The organism is Paenibacillus sp. NMA1017 (genome assembly GCF_058895805.1).
The window spans coordinates 276488-300939 of the sequence record NZ_JBZXYR010000005.1 but is presented as its reverse complement, the minus strand read 5'-3'; the positions used below and the strand labels follow the sequence as shown (position 1 = coordinate 300939).

Here is a 24452-nt window from a genome sequence, read left to right as displayed (position 1 = left end):
ATCAATCGATAAGAAATAATGTCGCAGCTAGCAGGTCGGCACTGCCTCCGGGTGAAAGTTGTCTAACATTGCAATACTCGGACAAGCGGTAGAGCAACTTTCTGCCCGACTGGGTTCTTAATCCGTCTGCTGCAAGGAACGCTGCGGACATTCTCTGAATCGCCATCAGATCCGACACCTGACCGCGGTGCAGGATACAAGTATCATCCACACTTGCCATCAAGGCCAATAAAGCTTCTATGCGTGCTTCCACCTCTGTCTTCCCACAAGCCCTGGCACGCAGCAAAGCAGGCAAAGCTTCGTCCCGGATGTGCGGAAAGCCTAGCTTCGCTTCTTCCTCTGCCCCCACTACCGCGTATTTCTTTTTAACCGATTGTCCATTCGTCTGCTGCATCGGGCGGTACCGGTCATGGAACGATGCGATTCTTCCTGCAATACTCATTATCTGATGAGGGTCCCGCTCCCTTGGAAAGGCTGCCCGTGCACTCGTTAAAAGCCCCAGGGCCCAAATGGCACCCTTATGTGTATTGACACCGTTCGTTGCACTGAACATCACCTTCTCGCCTTCCCGCCCAATTAGAGCGATCTGCTCACGCAAGGTCTGGTCCACCGGGTGAAGGTATGACACAATGGCTATTTCCCGAAATGTATCCTCCAATACTCTTGCGGATGCAAGCATTAGATCGATGGACATATCTGTATGAGAGCCATTGTCTCTGGCATCGACAAGTCCAGGCTTGGGCGTAAGAAGGGCCTCTTCCATCAGGGCCTTTACAGCTTTGGCAGCCAGAGAAGCCGCGAAAGCTGAATGCTTCATCGTGAGCATGGCTTTAAGACCAGCTCCGGAATTTAGCCGGCGGATCATACAATCCGTCTGACCAATCTACCAGGTCGTTAACCGTCTGTGCTGCCAGCAGCGAGCGCTTGGCTTGTCTGCGCATGATCCCAAGATCCTCCGGATAGGCCACAATCCCTCTGTCACGCAACAGGCTTACATCGCTCTCATTACTTTCCATTCCTAAAGGCGTTACGCCTCCAATTGCCGCGAGAGCCTTCTTTCTCTCCTCTATGCTGTCCGTCTTGTAGAGGTATGCAATGCCTTCCTCGGTAAGGACGTGGGTGACATCATCCCCGTAAATCATGACCGGCGTAATGGCGAGGCTAGATTCATCCTTCACCTTGATGGCATCTAGCGAATCCACGAATACTGGCTTTTTGTTGGCACCGTATGTTTCAACCATCTGCACGACCAATTTCCGGCCTTTGGAGAGTTCCGTCGGGCGCTCGCTCATGTCAAGCCAGGCAGGAGTCGCATGTCGCCGTCCCCGAGGATCATGCCCCATATTCGGTGCTCCTCCAAAACCGGACAGTCTGCCGGAAGTAACGGTAGACGAATTGCCCGCGCTGTCCATTTGTAACGTTGATCCGATAAACATATCTACTGCGAATTGGCCTGCAACCTGACACATCGCGCGGTTGGAGCGCATAGATCCGTCCTTGCCGACGAAGAACACATCTGAACGAGCCGCAATGTATTTCTCCATACCGACCTCGCCTCCAAAGCTGTGAATGCTTTCGACCCAGCCGGATTCAATCGCCGGAATCAAAGTCGGATGCGGATTCAGGGCCCAGTGCTTGGCAATCTTCCCTTTCAGGCCAAGCTGTTCACCATAGGTCGGCAGCAAAAGCTCAATCGCTGCAGTATTAAAGCCAATGCCGTGATTAAGCGACTGCACCTGATGTTTTCCATAAATGCCCTTGATCGCCATCATGCCCATCAGAATTTGCAGTTCAGTAATATTCTGTGGATCACGGGTAAACAGTGCTTCTAGTGTGTACGGTTTGTCGGCTTGTACAATGATGTCGACCCAGGACGCTGGAATATCGGTTCGCGGCAGCTCGTCCACGATTTCGTTAACCTGTACAATCACGATCCCATCCTTGAAAGCGGCCGCTTCCACGATCGTCGGAGTTTCTTCCGTATTGTTTCCGGTATACAGATTGCCCTCGCGATCTGATTTGTCTGCCGCTACCAGCACCACATCTGGAATAAGGTCAATGAAGAGACGTCCGAACAATTCCAAATACGTATGGATGTCACCGAGCTTAAGCGTCCCGTCAGTAATCATTTGTGCAACACGCAGGCTTTGGGAGCCACTGTAGGAGAAATCCAGCCTCCCCGCGATGCCCTTCTCGAAAATATCCAAGTGTTCGGGTCTTGAAATGCTGGACATAATCATATGCAGATCATGCACCTTGCCAGGATCGACTTCCAGCAACTTCTGGGAAAGGAAGGACGCTTGCTTCTGGTTGTCTCCTTCCAGGACGACCTTCGCGCCTGGCTCAATTAGCGACTCCATCAGGTCGACGATTCGGGAGGAGTCGATATATTTTCCGTCCAGCCACTTTTTCACCTTTTCTAACTTTTCCTGCTTTTTATCACGTTTTTGTGACCAGGATCGCTGTACTTTATTCATTCTTCTTGCTCCTTCCATTTTCTAATCAGATACTGAGTCGCTTCCAGACCGACTTCGTCCACGGCTATTTGCCGGGTACTCTTGTGGGCTTGCTTGACAAGTCTGGAAAGAGTATGGCCCGGCGGCATTTCGATGAAACAATCAGCTCCCGATTCGACGCAGACAGCCGCCATATCCATCCACTGGACGGGATATGCTACGTTTAGGGCAAGGTCCTCCGCAATTTTTTCCTTGGCTTTCGTCTTTCTGCCCGTATGATTTACCAAATATGGTATTTGAGCGTCCCGCAAAGAAAAAGTGTGTATTTTCAGCAATAGCTTATTGGCTACCTCTGACATCAGCGGGGAGTGTGAAGGAATCGGAACCTTCAGAAGCGCCGTTTTAGCGCTCCCAAGCTCTTTCACATGCATAAATGCTTTATTTAACCCTACCAATGATCCGGATACGACGATTTGCTGCTCTGCGTTTACATTCGAGAGGTAGACTGGCGTCGCCTCGCTATGGGAGAGAGTCACGACTTGTTGAACCTCTGCCTTCGTAAGTCCAATAATCACACCCATTCCATAGCCTTCAGGGAAGGATTCTTCCATCAACCGGGCACGTAGCCATACGATCCGAAGCGCATCCTCGAACGAGAGAACTCCCGCGATGACCGCCGCAGGAAATGCACCAATGGAATGCCCTGCCACGAATTGGGGCCGAATCCCCTGCTCGATCAACCGGTAGGCTATTGCCGTCTCCTTAACGAAGAGTGCCGTCTGAATCCAGACCGTTGAGTCCATAGCCTTCTCATCATCACGCAGTTCAGTTCCAATGATACTTGTTGCCTTTTTCACATACTCGGGCACATCTTGGAGCATTCCGGCAACCTGTGACCCCTGGCCGGGAAATGTAAAAACGATGTTCAGAATCTCACCACCTTTAGCGGATTGATTATCTTACATTGTCAATTGTAATAAGTGAGCAAATACCTGTAAAATATATATATTCACATATAATTGATAACCTAATGGTTATAAAGGGGATTTTTCACTATGGATTATTTGCAGCTTAAGTATTTTCAAATGACCTCAAAGTATGAGCATGTCACACGTGCCGCGAACGAGTTGTTTATCTCACAGCCTGCCTTAAGTAAAATGATTAGAAACCTGGAGACGGAATTGGGTGTGCAGCTATTTGACCGCGAAGGAAAACATATCGTGCTGAATGAATATGGCAAGAAGTTCCTGAAAAGAGTGAATCAGTCGCTCTCAGCGCTAGAGCAAGGCATATCCGAAGTCAAAGAAATGAAGAACGAAATGGTAGAGGTCATCACGTTATACGTTGCCGTCGGCTCTATGCTTTTGCCCAACCTTGTCGGCAAGTTTCGCGATCTCTATCCTCAAATTAGATTCAACCTGACCCAGCACCCTTCGAAGATGAAGAAAGGACCGGCGTACGATTTTGCGATTACGTCCGAAGAGTTGGCGGACAACGAGCATGCGATCCTGCTGGAGGAGGAAATTTTGCTTGGCGTACCAAAATCTCACCCTCTGAGTGTTCAGGACACCGTATTCCTGAAAGATCTAGAGCATGAGAAGTTTATCAGCCTTACACCTGGTAATTCGCTTAGGAAAACAACGGACCACTTTTTTACTCATATCCCTTTTGAACCGAACATCGTCTTTGAAAGTGATGATCCGGCTACGGTAAGAGGGTTGATTCAAACAGGACTTGGCATCTCCTTTATTCCTTCTATCCTGTGGAGGAACGTCGTAACCGAAGACATCAAGCTGCTTCAAATCAGGGAGCCTCGATGTATGCGAACAATCTATCTGTCCTATCCTACTGGGGAACTGCACACCGATATAGAGAAATCGTTCTTCGAATTCATCATTAGATTTTTCCAAGATATTGCTCAGCATTGACGATTTAGATACCTTTTGACATAATATCTGCCTTATTGTTTTATCATTCTTCGGATTAGTAGGATTAATATCTTTAGAGTATTTAATTTCTATAAATGCTTTGTTTCAATTTTTTTGTTTTTGGTTAAGTCAATGCACATAAATGGGTAACAGCTTCATATGATGGAGCTAAACCATTTACAACTTATTTAGCAGGCAGATTATCTCAGACAGCAAGGAGGGAAATGATGTGAAGACAGTACAATGGCTGGTATTATGTCTTGCTTTTCTCACTATGTTTAGTGCTTGTAGTGGACCCTCATCCTCTCAAAGTCAATCATCTGAAACTAATTTGTCGAACGGAAAAAAGATAACGCTTACATTGTGGTACTGGAATCGTTCTATTGACGATGAACTCCTCGCCCAGGCGGAAAAACAATTTCCCAACATTGAATTAAAAACTCAAAAAATAGGCGGTGACTTCAAAGCCAAACTGAAGACAACACTCGCAGCTCGTTCCGGTGAACCAGACATCGTGGCTCTGAACGATTGGATGGTGGAGCTGTTCCCCAGTGCGGATCGTTTTTATGACTTAAGGGAACTCGGAGCAGACCGCTTGAAGGATCAATATTTGGAATGGAAATGGAATCAGGGGATCACTCCTGATGGTAAAATGATTGCATTTCCCATGGATACAGGACCTACCGCCCTCTTCTACCGAAGTGATCTGTTTGAACAAGCTGGCTTGCCTAGTGACCCTGAAAAGGTTAGTGCCTCCATCCGCACATGGGATGATTACATGGCAGCTGGAGAACAACTTCAGCAGAAATTCGGAAGCCGTTCGTTTTTGGCCGACAATATTGTAAACGTTTACAATCAGGTGCTCGCCCAACATTCTAACCTTTACTTCAAACCGGACGGAAGCTATATCGGCAATCAATCTCCTGACATCCGTCTGGGCTGGAAAACCGCTGTTGATTTCCACAAGAAGCATCTGCTCGCCAATGCAGATGGCTGGACTCCTGAATGGAACGCTTCGGTCAATAACGGCAAAATTGCCTCTTTTGTAGGGGCTGTTTGGATGAAGCAAGTTCTCACAGAGGCCGCGCCGGATACAGCTGGCAAATGGAGAGTCGCCCGTGCTCCTGGAGGAGACGGTAACCTGGGTGGTTCTTTCATTTCTATCCTCAAATCCAGCAAACATCCCAAAGAAGCCTTTGAAGTCCTGACCTGGCTGCAAAACCCGGAACACCAGTTGGAAGCCTACCACAAAATCGGACTGTTCCCGTCCACTCCCGGTGTCTTTGACGATCCTATCATGGGAACACCCGAGCCTTTTTTTGGGGGTCAGGCCACCGGACTCATCTTCGCTGCTTCCGCACGTCATGTGAAAAGCAGCTATTTCGGCGAGCGCTATCCTGTCATCCACGGCATTGTGACCCGTCGCCTTGCTAATGTCGCCAAGCAGGATGCTAATCCTGATGCATTATGGACGGAAACAATGGAACGAATCGAACGGGAATTACAGCGATAAAAAACAAAATTTAAAAAAGGCGTGTGGACAATATGCTGAGAGAAATCTGGAAGCACCGTGCCGTTTATGCTGCGATCTCGCCGTTTTATCTGCTGTTTGGCATCTTTGGACTGTTTCCGATTGGTTTTTCATTATACCTGGCGTTTCACAAATGGGACGGAATCGGAGACATGACCTACAACGGCTGGGGCAACTTTCGCTACCTTGTAACAGATCATGAATTTTGGCAGGCTGTAGGCAACACCTTTGTGATCTGGGTGTATGCAACGATTCCAATGCTATTCTTCGCACTGATTATTGCCTTTCTGCTTTATGCCCCTTTTGTGAAAATGCGCACCTTATGGCGTGTTGGATTCTTCCTGCCAAATGTGACGTCTATTGTGGCTGTTGCCATCATATTTGGTGCCTTATTTGCCAACAATTTCGGATTTCTCAACTATCTTCTGCAACTCTTGGGACTGCCCATGGTTCAATGGCTGAATGTGCCATGGGGTATCCAAATTGCCATTTCCTCAATGGTCGTATGGAGATGGATGGGCTATAACGCAATCATCTATCTGGCCGGACTCCAGAGTATTCCACATGTGCTGTATGAGGCCGCCAAAATAGACGGAGCAACCGGAGCACAAGCTTTTTTCCGCATCACTATCCCCATGCTGCGCCCAGTCATTCTGTTTACGGTCATTACGTCCACCATCGGCGGTATGCAGCTCTTCACCGAGCCACAGGTCCTGGTCGGTAATGACGGCGGTTCCGGGGCAAGTGGCATGACCATCGTTTTATACCTGTACCGCGAGTCGTTCATTAACAACTATTTTGGATATGGTGCAGCCGTCGGATGGGGCATGTTCCTCATCATTGCTCTATTCTCCATCATCAACTGGAAACTCGTCCAAGGTAAAAAATAACGATGGGAAGGAGCTAACAGCATGATGCAGACACGCGCAAAATCCTTGGTTTTATATGCCGGATTGTTGGTGGGAATCATTCTGTCGATGTTTCCATTTTACTGGCTGATCGTCATGGCAACCCGTACAACTTCAGACATCTACCGTTTTCCACCGCAATTGTGGTTTGGCAGCCACTTTTTGGATAACATAACGAGAGTATTACAGCAGATTAATTTTGCCGGAGCCTTTTTTAATACCCTTTTTGTAGCCGGTTCTGTTACCCTATTGGTTCTGTTTTTCGATTCACTGGCAGGTTTTGCATTCGCCAAGTTTGATTTTCCGGGCAAAAAAGTGCTATTTATCATTCTGCTAGCTACAATGATGGTCCCTTCACAACTTTCGCTTGTCCCCTCCTTTGTCATGATGGCCTCCTTTGGATGGGTAGGTACGTTCAAAGCGCTTATTATCCCGGGGATGGTAAATGCCTTCGGCATTTTCTGGATTCGTCAATATGCGGAAGAATCCATTCCCAAGGAGCTGCTGGATGCTGGACGGATGGACGGATGCAGCTTTTTTCGACTGTACTTGAATGTAGCACTGCCAATTCTACGTCCAGCGTTCGCTTTTCTCGGCGCGTTTACCTTTATAGGAGCCTGGAATGATTATTTATGGCCGCTAATCGTCTTAACGGATGAGCGTAAATTCACGCTCCAGATTGCACTGTCACAATTGAACGGGATTTACAATACGGATTATGCGATGGTCATTGCGGGCACCCTGCTTGCTGTACTGCCACTTATTATTTTGTTTCTTTTCATTAGCCGCCAGTTTATTTCCGATCTTGCCGCTGGAGCGGTCAAAGATTAGATTTACTTGAATTCCCTTATTCATTTCATGTATAATGGTCAATCGTCATTTCAAATAGCTTACATGATGAAGTCAGGTATCCAACAGGCAATCAGGATAAGCGGTTTACGATTTGAACATGAACTATGAACTGAGGGGTACTTTCCAGATGAACAAATTCACATATTATAACCCTACCAAATTAATTTTTGGAGACAATCAAATTGAAGAACTGCAGCAGGAGCTGTTGAATTACGGCAAAAATATTTTGCTGATATATGGAGGCGGAAGTGTCAAACGAAATGGTCTGTATGACCAGGTATTAAACGCGCTAGAGCCGCTACATCTCAACATTCATGAATTGTCGGGCGTAGAACCGAATCCGCGCTTGTCCACCGTTAAGAAGGGCATCGACATTTGCCGAAACGAAAAAATCGACTTCTTACTTGCAGTAGGCGGCGGAAGCGTTATTGATTGTACCAAAGCCATCGCAGCAGGGGCTGAATATGACGGCGATGTGTGGGATATTATCAACAAAAAGCACATGCCAACCCAGGCTCTGCCATTCGGTACCATCCTCACACTCGCCGCCACCGGTTCAGAAATGGATCCAGATTCTGTTATCACCAACTGGGAAACAAACGAAAAATACGTATGGGGCAGCGCGGTGACGCATCCGAAATTCTCCATTCTGGATCCAAAAAACACCTTCTCTGTGCCACGTGATCAGACGGTATATGGTATGGTGGATATGATGAGCCATGTGTTTGAACAGTATTTTCACAATGTTAAAAATACACCGTTGCAAGATCGCATGTGCTTTTCTGTGTTGCAAACCGTGATCGAAACTGCACCTAAGCTGCTGGGGGATTTGCACAACTACGAGCATCGTGAAACGATTTTATATGCCGGAACGATTGCTCTTAACGGAACACTGCAAATGGGCTACTTCGGGGACTGGGCTTCGCATACGATTGAACATGCATTATCTGCTGTATATGATATTCCTCATGCTGGTGGTCTGGCGATCCTGTTCCCCAACTGGATGAGACATACAGTGGATCAGGATGCTGCACGTATGAAGCGGCTGATGCTCAGCATGTTTGACTTAGACACCGTAGGTAAAACAGATAGAGAAATCGCCTTGGAAGGTATTGACCGTCTTAGTGCATTCTGGACAAGTCTCGGTGCCCCTTCCACCCTGGCCGATTACAATATTAATGATGAGCAACTGGAAAAAATCGCAAACATTGCAGCCCGTGAAATGGAATACGGAGGCTTCGGTAATTATAAAAAGCTGAATCAAGAAGATATTTTAGCAATTTTGCGCGCATCGTTATAACATTCAAAAGGGAGTGTCCTCAAGCCTATGATGGCTGAAGACACTCCCTTTTAGAATTTATAAATTAACCGTTTGCCCCTTTTCTTCTACTTGAATAGCTGCCCCTACACCGGCACCTGCAAGAATGCCCTTTTTCTTACTAGAATTCAGAGAATCCATATAGGTTCGGGTTTCTGCAACTACGATTCCCGATAAGCCAAGCAGTGCAATCAGGTTCGGGAAAGCCATCATTGCGTTAAAGATATCTGCCAGCAGCCAAATCGCATCCAGTTTAATGAACGCGCCCCCGGCAACCAGTAAGATGAATAGATAACGGTAAGGTTTAATCCACTTGACCCCAAGCAAATATTCAACACAACGTTCCCCGTAATAGTTCCAGCCGAGCATGGTGGTGAACGCGAACATAATCAGAATGATGGTGAGCAGCTCCGCCCCCAGCGGGAATGCACTGGAAAATGCTTGCTGAGTCATCAGGCCTGCATCGGTAGGCCCGCTCCACACACCGCTAACCAGCAGCGTCAACCCAGTCATCACACAAATAACCATCGTATCAATAAACACGCCTGTCATGGAAATTAGCCCTTGCTCCGCAGGCCATTTGGTTTTGGCAGCTGCGGCTGCAATCGGTGCGCTTCCCAATCCGGCCTCATTGGCAAAAATACCTCTGGCTACCCCACTTCGCATCGCCAGCATAATCGTAGCTCCGGCAAATCCGCCCGTTGCAGATGTAGTTGAAAATGCCGAATGAAGCACCAGCGCGATTGCGGCAGGAAGCTGGTCAGCAAACCGAATCAGTACGATGAGACAGATCAGTACGTACAAGCCTGTTTTAAAAGGAACGACCTTCGTCGATACCTTGGCAATGCTTTTAAGTCCTCCAATAGTAACAAGTCCTGTAAGGATCGCAATAATCAGTGCCGTTACAATGGGCGGAACGCCAAAGCTGTTTTCGGTCGAAGATACAATCGCTTTGACCTGCGGAAACGTTCCAATCCCGAACAACGCTACCAGCATGCCCGAAAAAGCAAACAGCATCGCCAGTGGTTTAAAACGGCGTCCAAGACCTTTCTCAATATAATACATCGGGCCGCCGGAAAATTGTCCATTCCGATCTTTCACCCGGTATTTTACCGCAAGTACACCTTCCGCATATTTCGTCGCCATCCCAAAAAAGGCTGCAACGACCATCCAGAACAAGGCACCCGGCCCGCCCAGCTTAATAGCTGTCGCTACGCCGACAATACTTCCTGTGCCAACTGTAGCCGCAAGCGCCGTACTTAAAGCCGCAAAACTACTTACATCCCCGCTGCCTTCATTCGGGGCCTTACCGATCAGCTTGATCGCCAGGGGCAGGCGGAATACCTGCAGCATCTTCAAACGTATGGTCAGCCACAACCCCGTTCCCATGACAAGAATGATGAGAGGCGCCCCCCATATCCAGCTACTAATCGCTTCTAACACATGTACCAAATTCATTTCAACCCGCTCCTCCAGCATATTAGAAAACAAAAAAGAGTCAAATCCGCTGATTCGACTCCTGGAGAGGTTAAAGGCACGAAAAAATACAACCATCTTGTGCAGATTTCCGCCTCTAATAGCTCATAAAAAAGCCTAGGGCATTCCCTGTCACAGGTTATTCGCGTCTCTGTCCTTTTGCCTGAGAGTTTAAGCAGATGTTCTCTGCGGTGCACCTTCGGCGCCCAATTAAGGGTCTCTCCAGAGTTCTGTCCGTTTACGGTCCCCGCTTGTTGCTGTAATCAGCCTAAGCACCTGAGAGTTTTGCCCCTTCGGTCGGAACTTTCGTTCCATCTCCCGCAAACATCAACCAGACATATGAAATTTTTATTCATTATACAGAAAACTTTCAGCTTATTACAAGTGAAAAGTTTGTGAAGCCCTTTGAAATATTATTGTGTCTATCAAAAAAGCGGGTACAGCAGATTGCATCTTAGGATGTCCTCTGCTATACCCGCCCGAGATGATATGGAATTACAATTCTTCACCATTGGTTGCTATCACATTTTTATACCAGTTAAAAGAGTCCTTTTTGGAGCGTTTGAGCGTTCCGTTACCGTCATCATCCAGATCAACGTAAATAAATCCGTAGCGCTTGGACATTTCGGAAGTAGACATGCTCACAAGGTCGATAGGGCCCCAACTGGTGTAACCAATCAGATCAACACCGTCGGCAATCGCTTCCTTCATTTGGGCAATATGCTGACGCAAGTAATCAATACGATATGTGTCATGCACCGAGCCGTCTTCTTCTACCTTATCATAAGCACCTAGGCCATTTTCCACGATGAACAGCGGCTTTTGATAGCGGTCATAAAACGTATTCAGCGTAACACGCAGGCCGATCGGATCGATCTGCCATCCCCAGTCGGAGGACTGCAGATACGGATTTTTCACGCCGCCAATCAGGTTTCCTGCTGCTTTCTCGCCTTCTGGACCTGCAGATACGGTCAAGGTCATATAGTAGCTGAATGAGATAAAATCGACCGTGTTATTTTTCAAAATTTCGGCATCGCCGGGCTCTGTGTGTATCACAATATTATTTTCTTCAAAATAACGGTTCATGTAGTTGGAATATTCCCCACGAGCATGCACATCCGTAAAGAACAGGTTCATTTGATTTTCATGCTGGGCTTTCAGTATATCCTCTGGGTTACACGTATGTGGATAGCTTTCAATACGTGCCAGCATACAGCCGATCTGAGCGCCCGGGATGATCTCATGTCCTCGTTTGGTCGCCAGTGCACTAGCTACAAATTGATGATGCAATGCTTGATATATCGCTTGTTGTTTGTTTTCTACACGGTCAATAACCACACCGCCACCGGTAAATGGGCTCATGGTCATTACATTGATTTCATTAAAGGTCAGCCAGTATTTCACTTTATCTTTATAGCGTGTAAACACCGTTTCGGCATAATTGACGTAATGCTGTATGACTTCGCGTCCCAGCCAGCCATTATACTTCTGAGTCAGACCTAGCGGTGTTTCATAATGTGACAATGTTACCAAGGGCTCAATATTATACTTGCGCAACTCATCAAATACATTGTCGTAGAATTGCAATCCTGCTTCATTCGGCTCGGCATCATACCCATTCGGGAAAATCCGCGCCCAGTGAATGGACATACGAAATACCTTAAAGCCCATTTCAGCGAACAATGCAATATCTTCTTTGTAGTGGTGGTAAAAGTCCACACCTTCACGTTTTGGAAAACGGGCATTGACTTTGCCTGCCAAAATGTCTTCGAGTCGCTCGGACGAAATCTCTATAGCGTGATCGTTCTTACGTTCCGCTTTGGGTACATAGGCAATCATGTCCGCACTGGACAATCCTTTTCCATCTACGTCAAAAGCACCTTCCAATTGGTTGGCTGCAGTTGCCCCGCCCCACAAGAAGTTTTTCGGAAATCCTTTTAGCGCCTTCGTCATGGTATAAGAACCTCTTTCCATATTTAAGATTTTTACTTTGGCCAAGTAATCCCATCAAGTGCTGCAAATGTGAATCAATACCTAACGGTAACCGTTCTCCTTTGAAATGCATTGACGGATGCTTTAAAATAAACGTAATGCCTTCATAAGCATCCTAATCGTTGAAACGCGTTTCATGTCAAGTATTTTTTTCTTATGTGAGGAGAAGCACCATGTCGAATCTTGATCAAATTGCAAAACTGGCGGGCTTTTCCAAAGCTACGGTATCCAGAGTATTAAATCAGTCCCCCCATGTCAGTCACGAAACAAGAACTAAGATTTTGAAAATCATGCAGGAATTAGATTATGTTCCTAATCGGAATGCCATTTCTCTATCCAAGGGTCAGACGCTTCAGATCGGTATCATTACTTCAACTATTAATGAAATTGTTCTCGCTTTTCTGGACAGCTTTGTAGAAGTAGCGGGCCAATATGAATTTCAAACCATTATTTATACTTCAGGAGAAGACAAAAAGAAAGAGCTTCAAGCCTTTGAGGACTTAAAAAGAAAAAGAGTCGATGCGCTGGTCATCATTTCCTGTGTGAATGATACTAATTTTTTGAGTACCTATTGCAAATATGGCCCGATCGTGTCGTGGCAACGAATGGAGCATACCGATATTCGCTCCGTTGCTATGGATCAGTATGAAGGATATATGTTAGCGCTCAAGCATTTGATACAAAAAGGCTATACTCGCATAGCCAATGCTTTTGGCCGTCCGAGCAGCATCAATACCCATAGCAGACAACGAGCCTATGAACAGATCATGAGTGAGCACAATCTGCCAGTGTTGCAACACTGGAATCACTCTTCTATTTATAATATCCGTGATGGCGAACAGGTCGTAAGGGATTTGTTACAGCGTCGGAACGAATTCCCAGAGGCTATTTTATGTGCTAACGATTATGTAGCAGTGGGCATTCTCTGTGAAGCACGCAGACAACGGCTGAATGTACCGGGGGATCTGGCGATTGTTGGTTTCGATAACACGGAGCTGGCGCATACATTGGGGATTACAACGATTCAAAATCCTATCATGGCTCAAGCACAAAATGCCTTTTTCATGCTTTCCCCTCAGCTGATTGGACGCCAAATGGAGCTTCATTCGTTAGAATACAGTCTCATTGAACGTACGACCACGTAAGGTAACGATGTACTTGCAAATTAGGCAAAAGGGCCTTGATATGAAATATTTTTTGTCGAAACAGAATAAAATATGTTGAAATCGCTTTTTTTTGTGCTACAATAGCACTATATCGAAGGATTGTGACCGGTGATGCGGGCAATGCCTGAGTTCAATTGAGTGCTATTGCTAACAATAGTATTGAATTGTGCTTAGGCATTTTTTATTGGTAAAGGATGGGAGGGGGAACTTCAATGATTATTGAGAAGGTGCTCAATAACAACGTCCTATTGACTAAAAACGATAAAGGCAAAGAGGTCATCGTGATGGGAAGAGGTATTTCCTTCAAAAAGGTGGCTGGCGATCAAGTCGATGATGATAAAATAGATAAGATTTTCATGTTAAATGAAAACGAGTTCACGGCCAAACTAACCGAGCTGCTGAACGATATTCCTGTATCTCATCTGGAGGTCGTGAATGAAATTGTAACCCATGCAGCAGAAGTGCTGGATACAGAGTTAAGTGATAATATTTATTTAACATTGACCGACCATATTCATTTTGCCATACAACGGCAAGAAAAAGGACTGGCACTCCAAAACGCGATGCTGTATGAAATTAAACGCTTTTACAAAAAAGAATTTGCAGTTGGACTGGATGCTCTCCAAAAAATTGAAAATACGCTCGGAGTAAAATTGGGCGAAGATGAAGCGGGATTTATTGCATTGCATATGGTGAATGCACGAATCGACGGTAACGAAATGAAATCTACGCTGAAAATGACTGAGATCGTCCAACATATCTTGAACATTATTACGTACCATTACGGGATTGTGCTGGATGAGTCTTCTTTTAGCTATTCGAGATTTTTGACACATTTGCAATATTTTGCGATGCGAGTGATTCGCAAAGAAGTCATTCACAGTGGCGAAGAATTTTTGTACAACCAGGTGAAGCAGACGTATACCGAAGCTTTTGCTTGTGCCCAAAAGATCAATGAGTATCTGGAAAAAACATACGATCAATATTTAAGCAAGGATGAATACGTATATCTAACTATCCATATTCATCGGGTAACTGAGCGTAATAACATATAAGACTAACAACTTCATACCCCTCATCGTTCATGGATTGTGACTGGTAAGGCAGGCAAAACCTAAACTGATGGTGAAATCGACGTTCCTCTATAGGAGAGAGTGCGTAGTTTTCACCACGAGTTTAGGTTTTTCTTGTTTACGAGTTTAAAAAGATGCACGCCGGCGCATCTTAGCAACAGATGTAAACAGTAAACCCTATCAGTAGCAAGAATAACCCATAAGGAGTTCTGAATATGAGTGATAAAGAACTATCTAAAAAAATAGTGACCCTCGTTGGTGGCGAAGAGAATGTCAATTCGGTATTCCATTGCGCTACACGCTTGAGATTTAAATTAAATGATCGTACCAAAGCAGACAAAGCCGCACTGGAGGCAACCCCTGGTGTCATTACAGTAGTGGAAAGCAGCGGCCAGTTTCAAGTGGTCATCGGCAACAATGTAGGTCAAGTGTTTGAGCATATGATGGCAGAAACGAATTTGCAGGATGCAGACAATCCTAATGCCAAAAAGGAAGAATCTTCAGAAAAAACGAATTTCCTTGGCAAAGCGGTCGATATCATTTCCAGCATTTTCTCTCCTCTCTTGGGCGCTCTAGCCGGAGCAGGTTTGCTCAAAGGGATTTTGGCATTAATTTTGTCGCTTCATTGGATTAATGATAAAAGCGGTACGTATATGATCCTAAACGCAGCTTCGGACAGCGTATTTTATTTCCTTCCGGTATTTCTAGCTGTTACATCGTCCCGTAAATTTAAGACAAACACCTTTGTATCGGTGGCAATCGCCGGAGCTCTGGTCTATCCAGCAGTTATAGCGGCGGTAAGTAACCCAGAAAGATTGGCGTTCCTAGGTATTCCAATTATTCTGATTAATTATAGTTCTAGTGTCATTCCCATTATTCTGGCGGTCTGGGTACAGTCCTATGTAGAGCGCTGGTTCAATTCCTTTATCCATCAATCGGTTAAAAACATTATCGTACCGATGCTTTCACTACTGGTCGTTATTCCGTTAACATTCCTTGCCTTTGGTCCAATAGGTAACCTGATCAGTCAAGGCCTGGCAAACGGTTTTACATGGGTATACAACTTAAGTCCATTAATCGCCGGGGCTGTGGCTGGTGCATTCTGGCAAGTGTTTGTTATTTTCGGTGTACATTGGGGCTTCGTTCCGGTCATGCTGTCGAATATTGCAACATTGGGTTATGACACGATGCTTCCAATGCTTACAGCTGCCGTACTTTCTCAAGCAGGTGCGACACTGGGGGTATTCCTGAAATCACGGAATACTCAAATGAAGGCTTTGGCTGGTTCCTCTACACTGGCAGCTGTATTCGGGATTACTGAACCAACGATTTATGGTGTAACTTTAAAATTGAAAAAGCCTTTCATTTATGCTTGTATTTCCGGTGGTATTGGGGGCGCTATTATCGCTTCTGGCGGAGCGACTGCAAAATCCTTCTCCCTGCCTAGTTTACTGGCGCTGCCAACATATTTTGGAGCTGGATTCTTGTGGGTAGTCATCGGTTTACTCGTTGCCTTTGTACTCGCAGTTGTGTTGGTTATGGTTTTAGGCTTTGATGATCCAAAAGAAGAAACTGCAAAAACAGAAGCTGCACCTATAAAGAAAGAAGTGGCAATCGAGAAAGAAATTCTCGTAAGCCCACTGCAAGGTAAAGTGTTGCCTTTGGAACAATCTTCTGATGTAGCTTTTGCTTCAGGTGCTATGGGGAAAGGAATCCTCATTGATCCTACAGAAGGTGTGCTGACATCTCCTGTCAATGGAACGATTACGACCGTATTCCCGACCGGACATGCCATCGGTATTACTTCCAATGACGGAGCAGAAATTCTGATTCACGTTGGTGTGAATACAGTGAAGCTGAAAGGACAATTCTTTGACAAGCGCGTCAAGGAAGGCGATGTGGTTAAGCAAGGACAACTGTTGCTTGAATTTGATATCGAGCAAATTAAGGCGGCAGGCTATACTACGGCTACACCAATTATCGTAACAAATTCCGCTCAATACCTGGATGTGTTGAACACAATGGAAACTGAAGTGAAGCGTGAGGATTACTTGTTGACTGTTGTGGTCTAACATTTAATTTTCAGACTAGAGCATTTTGCATACATCCCAGAGCGTTTTCAAATCAGCAGTATATAGATCGAAACGCTTTAGTTCGTCTATATACTGTACTTACAAGCGTTGGGAATCGAATTATGCAAAATGCTGACTAAAGAAGCTTTCCCAATGGAAGGCTTCTTTTTTTAACCATAATGAGACAAGTGTTACAGCGAAAAATGGAAATATCATTTATTGTAAGTGTAAGAATGTAAAAAAAGGAGGATTTCTGTGAAAAAAGGATATATCGCCGGGTTAAGTGTGATTGTGTTACTTGTCATTGGTATAGCTATTTCAGCTGTAGTTAAATTTCAAGACCTGGAGCAGGTTGTTCAACAAAAAGACAAAGAAATCCAAGCGAGCAAAAGCAATTACCCCGAAATATATGACCACTTGAATGCGGTTACAGTTGATGGCTTTAAGAGTTTGATTCAACAGGATCAAAGTGTATTTATCTATGTTGGCAGACCGAGTTGTGGCGATTGCAATCGGTTTGAGCCTAACTTTAACAAGATGATTGAGCAGTATAATCTAGGCTCTAAAATCACTTTTTTGAACGTTCACAAAATCCATAAGGACAAGCCCCAATGGAATAAATTCAAAGAGGACTACAACGTTAAATACACCCCCACCATTGCAGAATTCAGAAACGGCAAGCTGGTTGATAAAATAGAATGGACGCCTAAAAGGGACCTCAGTACGGACGCCGTAAAAGAGTGGCTGACTTCCAAGAAAATTATTTTATAACTCTCTTTTCTATTCATTTCATTACAAACACAAAGAAATGTTTATGCAAAAAAAGGTATTCATCCATATATCGCATGAATACCTTTTTTTAGGAATGTACAGGTCATCTAAGCTCTAATAAAAAATAGTTCCTACTACTCTTCATTGCCATCTAATAAACCTCGTTCGTATCTATCAGTCCCTATGTTGTAGACAATTCATACAGTATGGCCGTCAATCGAATCGGGAAATTCATATCGGATAATATCCGTTTCGGATACAATATGTCCGATTTGTGACTCAATGAATTCTAAATCTCCCTCTACTGCCCCTATAAAATGCTTTGTACCGGGTTCTATGACGATGACCTCACCAGGGCTGACTGTCTGTGTCACGCCATTGATAGAGACACTTCCGGTTCCAGAAACTATGGTCCAAACTTCTTTACGAAACTGATGCTCATGATAGCTGATAAATCTCCCGTTTGAAATGACCACGCGTTTGGTCACTGTCTGCAATCCACTTGCTGCCTGCTGATGGGATAATACCGTTTGCCTCCCCCAGAAGCGCTCCTCAAAACGCGGACCGATTTCAATTTCCGCCACCATATCCTTAATTCCAGTTGACGACTGTCGATCCGTAACCAGCACGCCATCTGGACCAGCAACGACGATAATGTTAGGGACATTCCAGATACTGACCGGAATCTCCAGTTCATTGATGATATGCGAGTCATGTGAAGCTTCTGAGATATATCCTGGACCACTTAGCTTCGAACTTACTTCCCGCACCAACGAATCCCACGTCCCCAAATCCCTCCACTCTCCATGATAAGGAAGCACGGAGAGCTTACGAGTATGCTCTACTACCGCAATATCGAAGCTGGTTTTAGGCAAGTCTGCGTAATTTGTCGAAAGAGATTCATAGTCGACTGGTAAACTCATTTGCTTCAGAATATCCAACAAAAAGCCCAGCCTAAAAGCAAACACCCCGCAATTCCATAAGGCCCCTTCACGGATCAATGCTTCCGAACGGATCAGATCCGGCTTTTCTACAAATGAACTAACCCTATAATATGGCTGGTCAAGTGAAGGAGAGGCTGAAGGCACAATATATCCGTATTTATCTGAGGGTTCCGTTGGAGCAGCCCCCATTAATGCGATATGGCATCCTGATTGCTCTAATATGGAAGGAAGCCTGCGCAGATGCTCAAAAAATTCATCCCCCGCATACCCGTCCACGGGCATGACCCCTACGATCTCGTCGCGTGATGCGCCTGCAACGTCATGCAAGTAGGCCGTAGCCAGGGAAATGGCCGGGAAGGTATCCCGTTGAGTCGGCTCCTCAATCACTACAGCATCTCCGCCAATTTGCCCCCGAATCAGCTCGGCCTGAGTTCCACTCGTTGAAAAATAGGCCTCATCTGCCAAATTTGCCTCATCTAATTGCCTCCATATTCGTTGCAGCATGCTTTCCGGCCGTTCATCATGACGTAGAATGGAAAGAAACTGCTTGGGGCGGTTCACATTGGATAGGGGCCATAGACGTTTACCCGAACCTCCAGATAATAAAATCATTCGCAAAGATGCAACCTTCTTCCTGTAAATTAATATTTTTCTTTCATTATAGGACTGTTCGATTTTCGCATTTCTGCCGAATACATAAGTATGTATTATCGTGGCAAATACATGATTATGCAATGCTATTGTATCTTTGTCTGTACAGGAGATGTCAGTCATGTCCATAAAAATACTCATCATTGAAGATCAAAAAGGTTTGGCAGATATGATTGCTCTTCATCTTCAGGAGGAAGGCTATCATACCGAACTTATCTATGACTCTAAACTTGCAATTCCTACACTTATGCGTTTTAAGCCGGATATTATTGTGACCGCTCTGATGTTTTCCGGTAGAGTCGAATGTGCGCTGATCAGCCAAATCCGTCAATTTACCACGGTTCCTATGCTGGTCATCTCTAATAACACCCTGCTGAATATAAGAATAAAGGCTCTGGATGACGGAGCGGATGACTTTTTATGCAAGCCTTTCAGTCTAAGAGAGTTAAATGCCCGCATCAACGCCTTGTTGCGCCGCTGCGGCCGCAACTTGCCCACTGAATCGCAAACGGTCATGCAAAAGCTTAAAAAGGTAAGAGTTTGGGTTAATGATTACCGTCATAGCTTGTTAGTCGATGACCAAGAAATAGAAGTCACTCAAATCGAATTTTCTATTATAAAAGAGATGTCCTGCAATCCAGGTAAAGTCTTTACCCGCAGTGAGCTGATGGATCGGATCAAAGGCGGAGATGGCGCTTATCTGGATCGCACCATCGACGTACATATCTCCAGCCTTCGCAAAAAAATTGAGCGTGACCCTAAAAATCCTCAGCATATCCGTACCGTCTGGGGTAGAGGCTACAAATATGAGATGTAGCCGTATCATGGCTACTCATTTCCCCACTGAGCAGCTTGCTTTTTATGGAAGATTTCGCTTCTTCCATCGCCGATAAGGAAGAAAACAAGCTGCTCCACCCAGTATCCCTATGAGGAACAATCCCCATCCGAAACGGTAGGCAGAGGCTAAAATAATAACAACCTTACCGTTTCCGCTGCCATTGGTAATGAATCCAGTAGTTACTCCATTCACAGACAGACGGGCTCGCTGATTTTCGCCACCCAGCCTGAACTCCCATAGTGGATTGGGTGATTCGGTCTCCCGGATCAGCACCTGCTGATGCGTTGGATTATATAGCGTAAAACTACGTTCCATGGAATTCTCACGAGTAGCCTGAATGCTTTCCGAAGTATGTGGTGCCGTAAAAAAGGTATCCATATCCGTTCCCTCAAACAACGTAAATTGATCCACTGTAATCATCGCTTGATAAGGGATAATGGAATATTCCTTCATTTGAAATAAGCCTGACTGCTTCTTGTGCGCATGCGCCAAAATCTGAAACTGCATCAAGGCAGTTCCTGCCGGAGCCTTCACAATTTGATCATAATGATTCCATTGTTCCTTATCTCTCTCCTCCACCTCATCAATATAGGAGGTTTGGAGAACCTGGGACGCTTTATTCAAAAAAATGACCTTCATGTGCCGACTTCCAACTTGTTCTGATCGCGCATCCAACTGAACGGCATACTCTTGCAGCGGCTCTGCCTTCATTTTCTTGGACGCATAAATATTCCAGTCACAGGAATAGCTAGGTGCGTAACGGATAGACAGTCCTGTGTCCCTGATTGACAGATTCGTCTGCCCAGGTCGAATATCCGCCACACATCCGACATCCGTCGTGCTCAATGATTCCTTCGTGTTCTCCCCAGGCATTACCGTCACTTCCTGCGCAGCCATTCGATGAATATCTCCAAAACTACTCAATGACGGTACTTGGCTGTCCAGCACAAGGGTTAAGCGATACTTTCCCTTGGTTAGGAACAGATTTTTAAATTCTACTCGGCCGTAGTCATTCAGCAGACCGGGAATTTGTATGATTTTTTTGGCAAAACCATCCTGATCGGACACCGTTTCAATAACCAGCTTTTCGGATAAAGAGGTAGCGGGTAGCCGCTTATACGACTCCTCCGTGCGAATCGTTCTGGTCAGCACCTTTCCTGTCTCTTCATTCATCAACTTTATCGTTAATGACCCCTGATACCCGGCAGGTAGATTAGCCAAAATAGCTGTGGCATAGGTTCCCGTTTTGGCGACTTCCACATCCCTGCTTAACGTCCCCTTCTGATAGCTGATCCCTCGCCCCATACTAAGTCTGGGTAAAGCACGTTCCGTCTGCACATTTCCTTGGGCGTTAAAATCGTTTTCTGCCTCCAAGGTGAAAAAGAGCTTGCCCCGCTTCAATGCCTGCTCCACTGGAAAAGATAGCTGATCTAGCTGATCCACAGGCACAATCGCAAATTGATTAATCGCATTAAAGCCTTGCAGGTTATTAACCGTGACCGGGGTATCTCCTTTAGGAAAGGCATGCACTCCCAGATCAACCCATTGGAATTGGTTCAAGCCATCATCCTGAGTTTTGATACTTACTACTTTGTCCGGCAGTGTGACTTGTAATTTCCCGCCTGCCTTATTCATAAACACTCTAGCATATACATGCGAGGTTTGAGGTTGATCCAGTTTTTTGTGCATCGTAAACATGTTAGGCTTGCTGTATTGCCCCAAATCACGCAGCTGGATATCATGAATCCACCAGTAATTTTTTTGCTGTGGACGCTGCAGGGTTAACAAATCCATTCGCATCCAATAGCTGCCGGGCGGCGACACATATTCCCCGTAAAATTTCACACTGTCAAAATTATATCCTTCCGAAGGCGCCACGACATAGCTAACCCCCAGCTCACGCATTTGCTTATCGTAAAATCTCATTTTCACATGCATTTTGTTCGTTCCACGACCGGAAACGGTAATTTGGAATTGATACGGATTATTTTCCTTGGCTTCCAGCAAACCTGATCTAGCGACCTGCCATATATTACTCGGGTCTCCCTTCATAATTTCGCCGTGCAGAGTTGGCACATCATTCAATTCCTCACGGGGATTAGCCTGCACACTGAACAACTGCGGATTATCCGGCTTGAAGAAGGTTTCGGTCCGCAACATAGAATCAAAGTCCACGACCGTCTTCCCTTCGATACTGCTCATCTGATACGGGGCCACATCCAGCTTCTTACTGGCAAAGGTGACTGCAATCCCTGCATCCATTTCCATATCGAACGGAAAGTTCCGTATATTTTGAGAGGATAAATACCATAACCAATCGTTGGTCGAGGCAAAGGTTTTGGACCATTTTAAAAAGGCGTTACCATCCTCAATGGCATCAAAAGGCCGTAAGTAATCCTCTGCTGGAAGCTGTGACAACAGCAAATCATTAAAGGACGCCGCTTCCACATAATCCCCTTTGTTAATCGTCTGGATGGTTTTTAGCTCAGGCTTTAACGCACTGAACAGCACTCCAAAGCGGCTAAAATCAAAACCAGGCAGATGACTGTAGCTCTCCAGTCGGCTAAAACCGTAAGGTGTTACAATTTTACTCGCAAGGATGTTCATATAGGGCGGTGCCTGTTCTAGATTGAATATGGAAAACAACCCGTTCTGGTACGTACGTTTCAGCCCGGTCTGACCTTCCAGCTGAGACAGGTGGAAATCCTGACGTTTCTCCTGCCCCACATATTCATCATGGTAGACCAACTGGTTGACCCCAAAGGTAGAGAACAGCCAGCCTAATCGGGAGCTTAATCCATTGTCCATAACATACTGCAGAAAATTCATATAGTATGTAATACCGGGATCATTGCCTTCATGATGAAAGATCGTATTTTTAGGAGAAGAGTATACCTGAAAATCTCCGGTTGCCTTCTCGTTTGCGGTCTTCCCTTTATTCCATTTGGGCGTGGCTACTCCGTTATAGCTCTGAATCATATTGTCAGCAATCGGAAAGTACAATGCCTTGCTATCGAAACGATCCGGGTCAGTCAGCTTTTCAGCCATTTGACCATAGGCCTCCGGCACTTGTACCGGCTTGTAATACCCCTCAATGAATTGAGTACGCAAGGGAGCAAAATATACCCCCAGGCACAAGACGACGATAACGACCGCCAGCTTTTTATATACACGCTGCAACGGGGATGATCCGAACCATTCCATAAATTGAATGACGCCAAAGGTCAGCAACACGCCGAAATTAAGGGCAATCAGTCCAATAAACTTGTTAGGATCACGGAAAACCGAACCAATTACAGGAGTTTTCGTAACCAGAATGACAAACCACTTGGCAATGGACGGAAACGTCGTCCCTGTAGCTGCAACCAGAAACAGCAGCGTAAGTAGCGAAAAGATTAGAATAATCGGATTTTTATGTGAACGTGTCACCATCGCATATCCGATCAATAGCAACAAAAATCCCCCTCCTACATAAAACATGACAGGCAGCGAGGACAAGGAAAACATGGGCCACCAATAGCTCAGTAAATAACCCACATTATTTAAACTGCTGTTGCGGCTGAACAGAGACAACGTATCCACGACATTGATATTATGCTGAGACGCTTGAGCGTCCATCAACATGCTACCAACATATAGAGACAACCAATAAAAACTGAGCAGACTAAAAAACACGCCAAATATGATCCCTTTACGCAAAAAATTGCTGTATAGCGGCTGCAAATAGGTGCGACCGGCTTTACGGTGGGTCCAGGTCAACTTGATCAATAGCAACATGGTGAACAAGCCCAAATAAATCATGCCGAAGAAAAAATAATGAATTGCCGCAGCACTAACGGTGAATACCGCAGCCAACAGGAACAGGTCGATCCAGTTCCGCTGATACAGCTTGTGGGGATGATAGTTTTTAATTTGTTGAATTTGAAACTTGGGGTCCACCGCACTGAAAAAGAATCGCAGCATTAACGGAAACAAACTATATCCACAGAGCAAATAAATATGCTGAATGCGGAAAATAACCCACGGATTCAGCGCATAAAACAACGAGCCGACCATGATGGCAAAAATACGGGTCTTTGTAAAGCTTGGTGAATAATACACGCTAACCAATCGCTTGGCAAAGGCATACATCGAAAATGCCGAAACAAATAACAAGCCTGTAATAAACGACTTGAGCAAGACCGGGCCGCTTTCGTCAAATAAGAGTGACAGTCCATAGAAGGGCAAGATGTACAGGATACGTGGAGCATTGAACAAGGTCGAGGTAGACCAACGCTCGTTCCATACCCCGGTTATTTCCTCCAGATACCGATGAGAGGTGGCTCCAAAAGCAATGTCGCTAAACACAATTTGCCCTGGTCCATAGATAGGTGCAAGATATGCAACAATCGCAATCAACATCAACATCATTGCCGCCATATCGTAGCGGTAGCGAAATATCCATTTTTTCATGCTTGTCCCCCTCTCTTGAACTTC

Annotated in this window: 17 protein-coding genes and 2 riboswitches; of the genes, 10 read left to right on the top strand and 7 right to left on the bottom strand. The window is 45.4% G+C overall.

What is annotated here, in order from left to right; all coding sequences use genetic code 11:
* Position 1 precedes the first annotated feature (1 nt).
* Genes AC5ELV_RS15625 through AC5ELV_RS15615 form a run of 3 tightly spaced genes read right to left on the bottom strand, consistent with a single transcriptional unit; the run spans position 2 to position 3313 of the window.
* On the bottom strand, positions 2–826 hold the full coding sequence (locus AC5ELV_RS15625; protein ID WP_493430950.1) for a triphosphoribosyl-dephospho-CoA synthase: 825 nt from the start codon (positions 824–826) through the stop codon (positions 2–4).
* A gap of 4 nt (positions 827–830) precedes the next feature.
* Entirely contained in the window at positions 831–2477 is a 1647-nt protein-coding gene (gene mdcA / locus AC5ELV_RS15620) for a malonate decarboxylase subunit alpha (protein WP_493430910.1), read from the bottom strand.
* Positions 2474–3313, bottom strand: coding sequence for an ACP S-malonyltransferase (locus AC5ELV_RS15615; protein ID WP_493430909.1), 840 nt, complete (start codon positions 3311–3313; stop codon positions 2474–2476). The genes mdcA and AC5ELV_RS15615 overlap by 4 nt, the downstream gene beginning before the upstream one ends.
* A gap of 198 nt (positions 3314–3511) precedes the next feature.
* Between AC5ELV_RS15615 and AC5ELV_RS15610 the strand changes: the two genes are divergently transcribed.
* From AC5ELV_RS15610 to AC5ELV_RS15590, 5 genes are all read left to right on the top strand, one after another.
* Positions 3512–4384, top strand: coding sequence for a LysR family transcriptional regulator (locus AC5ELV_RS15610; protein WP_493430908.1), 873 nt, complete (start codon positions 3512–3514; stop codon positions 4382–4384).
* 229 nt (positions 4385–4613) lie between these two features.
* Positions 4614–5897 carry an ABC transporter substrate-binding protein gene (locus tag AC5ELV_RS15605; protein WP_493430907.1) on the top strand — a complete coding sequence of 428 codons (1284 nt, stop codon included), beginning with the start codon at positions 4614–4616 and terminating at the stop codon, positions 5895–5897.
* 32 nt (positions 5898–5929) lie between these two features.
* On the top strand, positions 5930–6805 hold the full coding sequence (locus tag AC5ELV_RS15600) for a carbohydrate ABC transporter permease (protein ID WP_029518392.1): 876 nt from the start codon (positions 5930–5932) through the stop codon (positions 6803–6805).
* 21 nt (positions 6806–6826) lie between these two features.
* The gene (locus tag AC5ELV_RS15595; protein ID WP_493430906.1) at positions 6827–7654 is read left to right on the top strand and encodes a carbohydrate ABC transporter permease; all 828 of its coding nucleotides are present in this window, start codon (positions 6827–6829) and stop codon (positions 7652–7654) included.
* 148 nt (positions 7655–7802) lie between these two features.
* Positions 7803–8975 carry an iron-containing alcohol dehydrogenase gene (locus AC5ELV_RS15590; protein ID WP_493430905.1) on the top strand — a complete coding sequence of 391 codons (1173 nt, stop codon included), beginning with the start codon at positions 7803–7805 and terminating at the stop codon, positions 8973–8975.
* A 57-nt stretch (positions 8976–9032) separates the two neighbouring features.
* Here the strand turns inward: AC5ELV_RS15590 and AC5ELV_RS15585 are convergent, their stop codons facing one another.
* Complete coding sequence (locus AC5ELV_RS15585; protein ID WP_493430904.1) at positions 9033–10451, bottom strand: alanine/glycine:cation symporter family protein; 1419 nt, start codon at positions 10449–10451, stop codon at positions 9033–9035.
* Positions 10452–10610: 159 nt separating this feature from the next.
* A riboswitch (glycine riboswitch) is annotated at positions 10611–10705 on the bottom strand.
* An 18-nt stretch (positions 10706–10723) separates the two neighbouring features.
* Positions 10724–10800, bottom strand: a riboswitch (glycine riboswitch).
* A gap of 164 nt (positions 10801–10964) precedes the next feature.
* The gene (locus tag AC5ELV_RS15580; protein WP_493430903.1) at positions 10965–12422 is read right to left on the bottom strand and encodes a glycoside hydrolase family 1 protein; all 1458 of its coding nucleotides are present in this window, start codon (positions 12420–12422) and stop codon (positions 10965–10967) included.
* Positions 12423–12634: 212 nt separating this feature from the next.
* Here AC5ELV_RS15580 and AC5ELV_RS15575 point away from each other — a divergent pair, with 212 nt between their 5' ends.
* The 4 genes from AC5ELV_RS15575 to AC5ELV_RS15560 all read left to right on the top strand — a co-directional run bounded on the left by AC5ELV_RS15575 (position 12635) and on the right by AC5ELV_RS15560 (position 17543).
* Complete coding sequence (locus AC5ELV_RS15575) at positions 12635–13606, top strand: LacI family DNA-binding transcriptional regulator (RefSeq protein ID WP_493430902.1); 972 nt, start codon at positions 12635–12637, stop codon at positions 13604–13606.
* A gap of 233 nt (positions 13607–13839) precedes the next feature.
* A complete protein-coding gene (gene licT / locus AC5ELV_RS15570) occupies positions 13840–14682 on the top strand; it encodes a BglG family transcription antiterminator LicT (RefSeq protein WP_493430901.1) in 843 nt (280 codons plus the stop codon).
* Between the two features lie 233 nt (positions 14683–14915).
* Complete coding sequence (locus AC5ELV_RS15565; RefSeq protein ID WP_493430900.1) at positions 14916–16772, top strand: beta-glucoside-specific PTS transporter subunit IIABC; 1857 nt, start codon at positions 14916–14918, stop codon at positions 16770–16772.
* A 255-nt stretch (positions 16773–17027) separates the two neighbouring features.
* Positions 17028–17543, top strand: a complete 516-nt coding sequence (locus tag AC5ELV_RS15560; protein WP_493430899.1) for a thioredoxin family protein — start codon at positions 17028–17030, stop codon at positions 17541–17543.
* A 197-nt stretch (positions 17544–17740) separates the two neighbouring features.
* Here the strand turns inward: AC5ELV_RS15560 and AC5ELV_RS15555 are convergent, their stop codons facing one another.
* A complete protein-coding gene (locus tag AC5ELV_RS15555; RefSeq protein ID WP_493430949.1) occupies positions 17741–19099 on the bottom strand; it encodes a sugar phosphate nucleotidyltransferase in 1359 nt (452 codons plus the stop codon).
* Positions 19100–19259: 160 nt separating this feature from the next.
* On the opposite strand from AC5ELV_RS15555, the gene AC5ELV_RS15550 reads away from it, so the two are divergent.
* Positions 19260–19955 carry a response regulator transcription factor gene (locus AC5ELV_RS15550; RefSeq protein WP_493430898.1) on the top strand — a complete coding sequence of 232 codons (696 nt, stop codon included), beginning with the start codon at positions 19260–19262 and terminating at the stop codon, positions 19953–19955.
* A gap of 42 nt (positions 19956–19997) precedes the next feature.
* On the opposite strand, the gene AC5ELV_RS15545 is transcribed toward AC5ELV_RS15550, so the two are convergent.
* Positions 19998–24428 (bottom strand): glycosyltransferase family protein, encoded by a 4431-nt coding sequence (locus AC5ELV_RS15545; RefSeq protein WP_493430897.1) that lies wholly within the window; start codon positions 24426–24428, stop codon positions 19998–20000.
* Positions 24429–24452: the final 24 nt, after the last annotated feature.

Coding starts and splice junctions, on each gene's coding strand:
- AC5ELV_RS15610 (WP_493430908.1), top strand. CDS start 3,512: ATGGATTATTTGCAGCTTAAGTATTTTCAAATGACCTCAAAGTATGAG.
- AC5ELV_RS15550 (WP_493430898.1), top strand. CDS start 19,260: ATGTCCATAAAAATACTCATCATTGAAGATCAAAAAGGTTTGGCAGAT.
- AC5ELV_RS15595 (WP_493430906.1), top strand. CDS start 6,827: ATGATGCAGACACGCGCAAAATCCTTGGTTTTATATGCCGGATTGTTG.
- mdcA (WP_493430910.1), bottom strand. CDS start 2,477: ATGAATAAAGTACAGCGATCCTGGTCACAAAAACGTGATAAAAAGCAG.
- AC5ELV_RS15600 (WP_029518392.1), top strand. CDS start 5,930: ATGCTGAGAGAAATCTGGAAGCACCGTGCCGTTTATGCTGCGATCTCG.
- AC5ELV_RS15590 (WP_493430905.1), top strand. CDS start 7,803: ATGAACAAATTCACATATTATAACCCTACCAAATTAATTTTTGGAGAC.
- licT (WP_493430901.1), top strand. CDS start 13,840: ATGATTATTGAGAAGGTGCTCAATAACAACGTCCTATTGACTAAAAAC.
- AC5ELV_RS15585 (WP_493430904.1), bottom strand. CDS start 10,451: ATGAATTTGGTACATGTGTTAGAAGCGATTAGTAGCTGGATATGGGGG.
- AC5ELV_RS15545 (WP_493430897.1), bottom strand. CDS start 24,428: ATGAAAAAATGGATATTTCGCTACCGCTACGATATGGCGGCAATGATG.
- AC5ELV_RS15555 (WP_493430949.1), bottom strand. CDS start 19,099: ATGATTTTATTATCTGGAGGTTCGGGTAAACGTCTATGGCCCCTATCC.
- AC5ELV_RS15565 (WP_493430900.1), top strand. CDS start 14,916: ATGAGTGATAAAGAACTATCTAAAAAAATAGTGACCCTCGTTGGTGGC.
- AC5ELV_RS15575 (WP_493430902.1), top strand. CDS start 12,635: ATGTCGAATCTTGATCAAATTGCAAAACTGGCGGGCTTTTCCAAAGCT.
- AC5ELV_RS15625 (WP_493430950.1), bottom strand. CDS start 826: ATGCTCACGATGAAGCATTCAGCTTTCGCGGCTTCTCTGGCTGCCAAA.
- AC5ELV_RS15580 (WP_493430903.1), bottom strand. CDS start 12,422: ATGACGAAGGCGCTAAAAGGATTTCCGAAAAACTTCTTGTGGGGCGGG.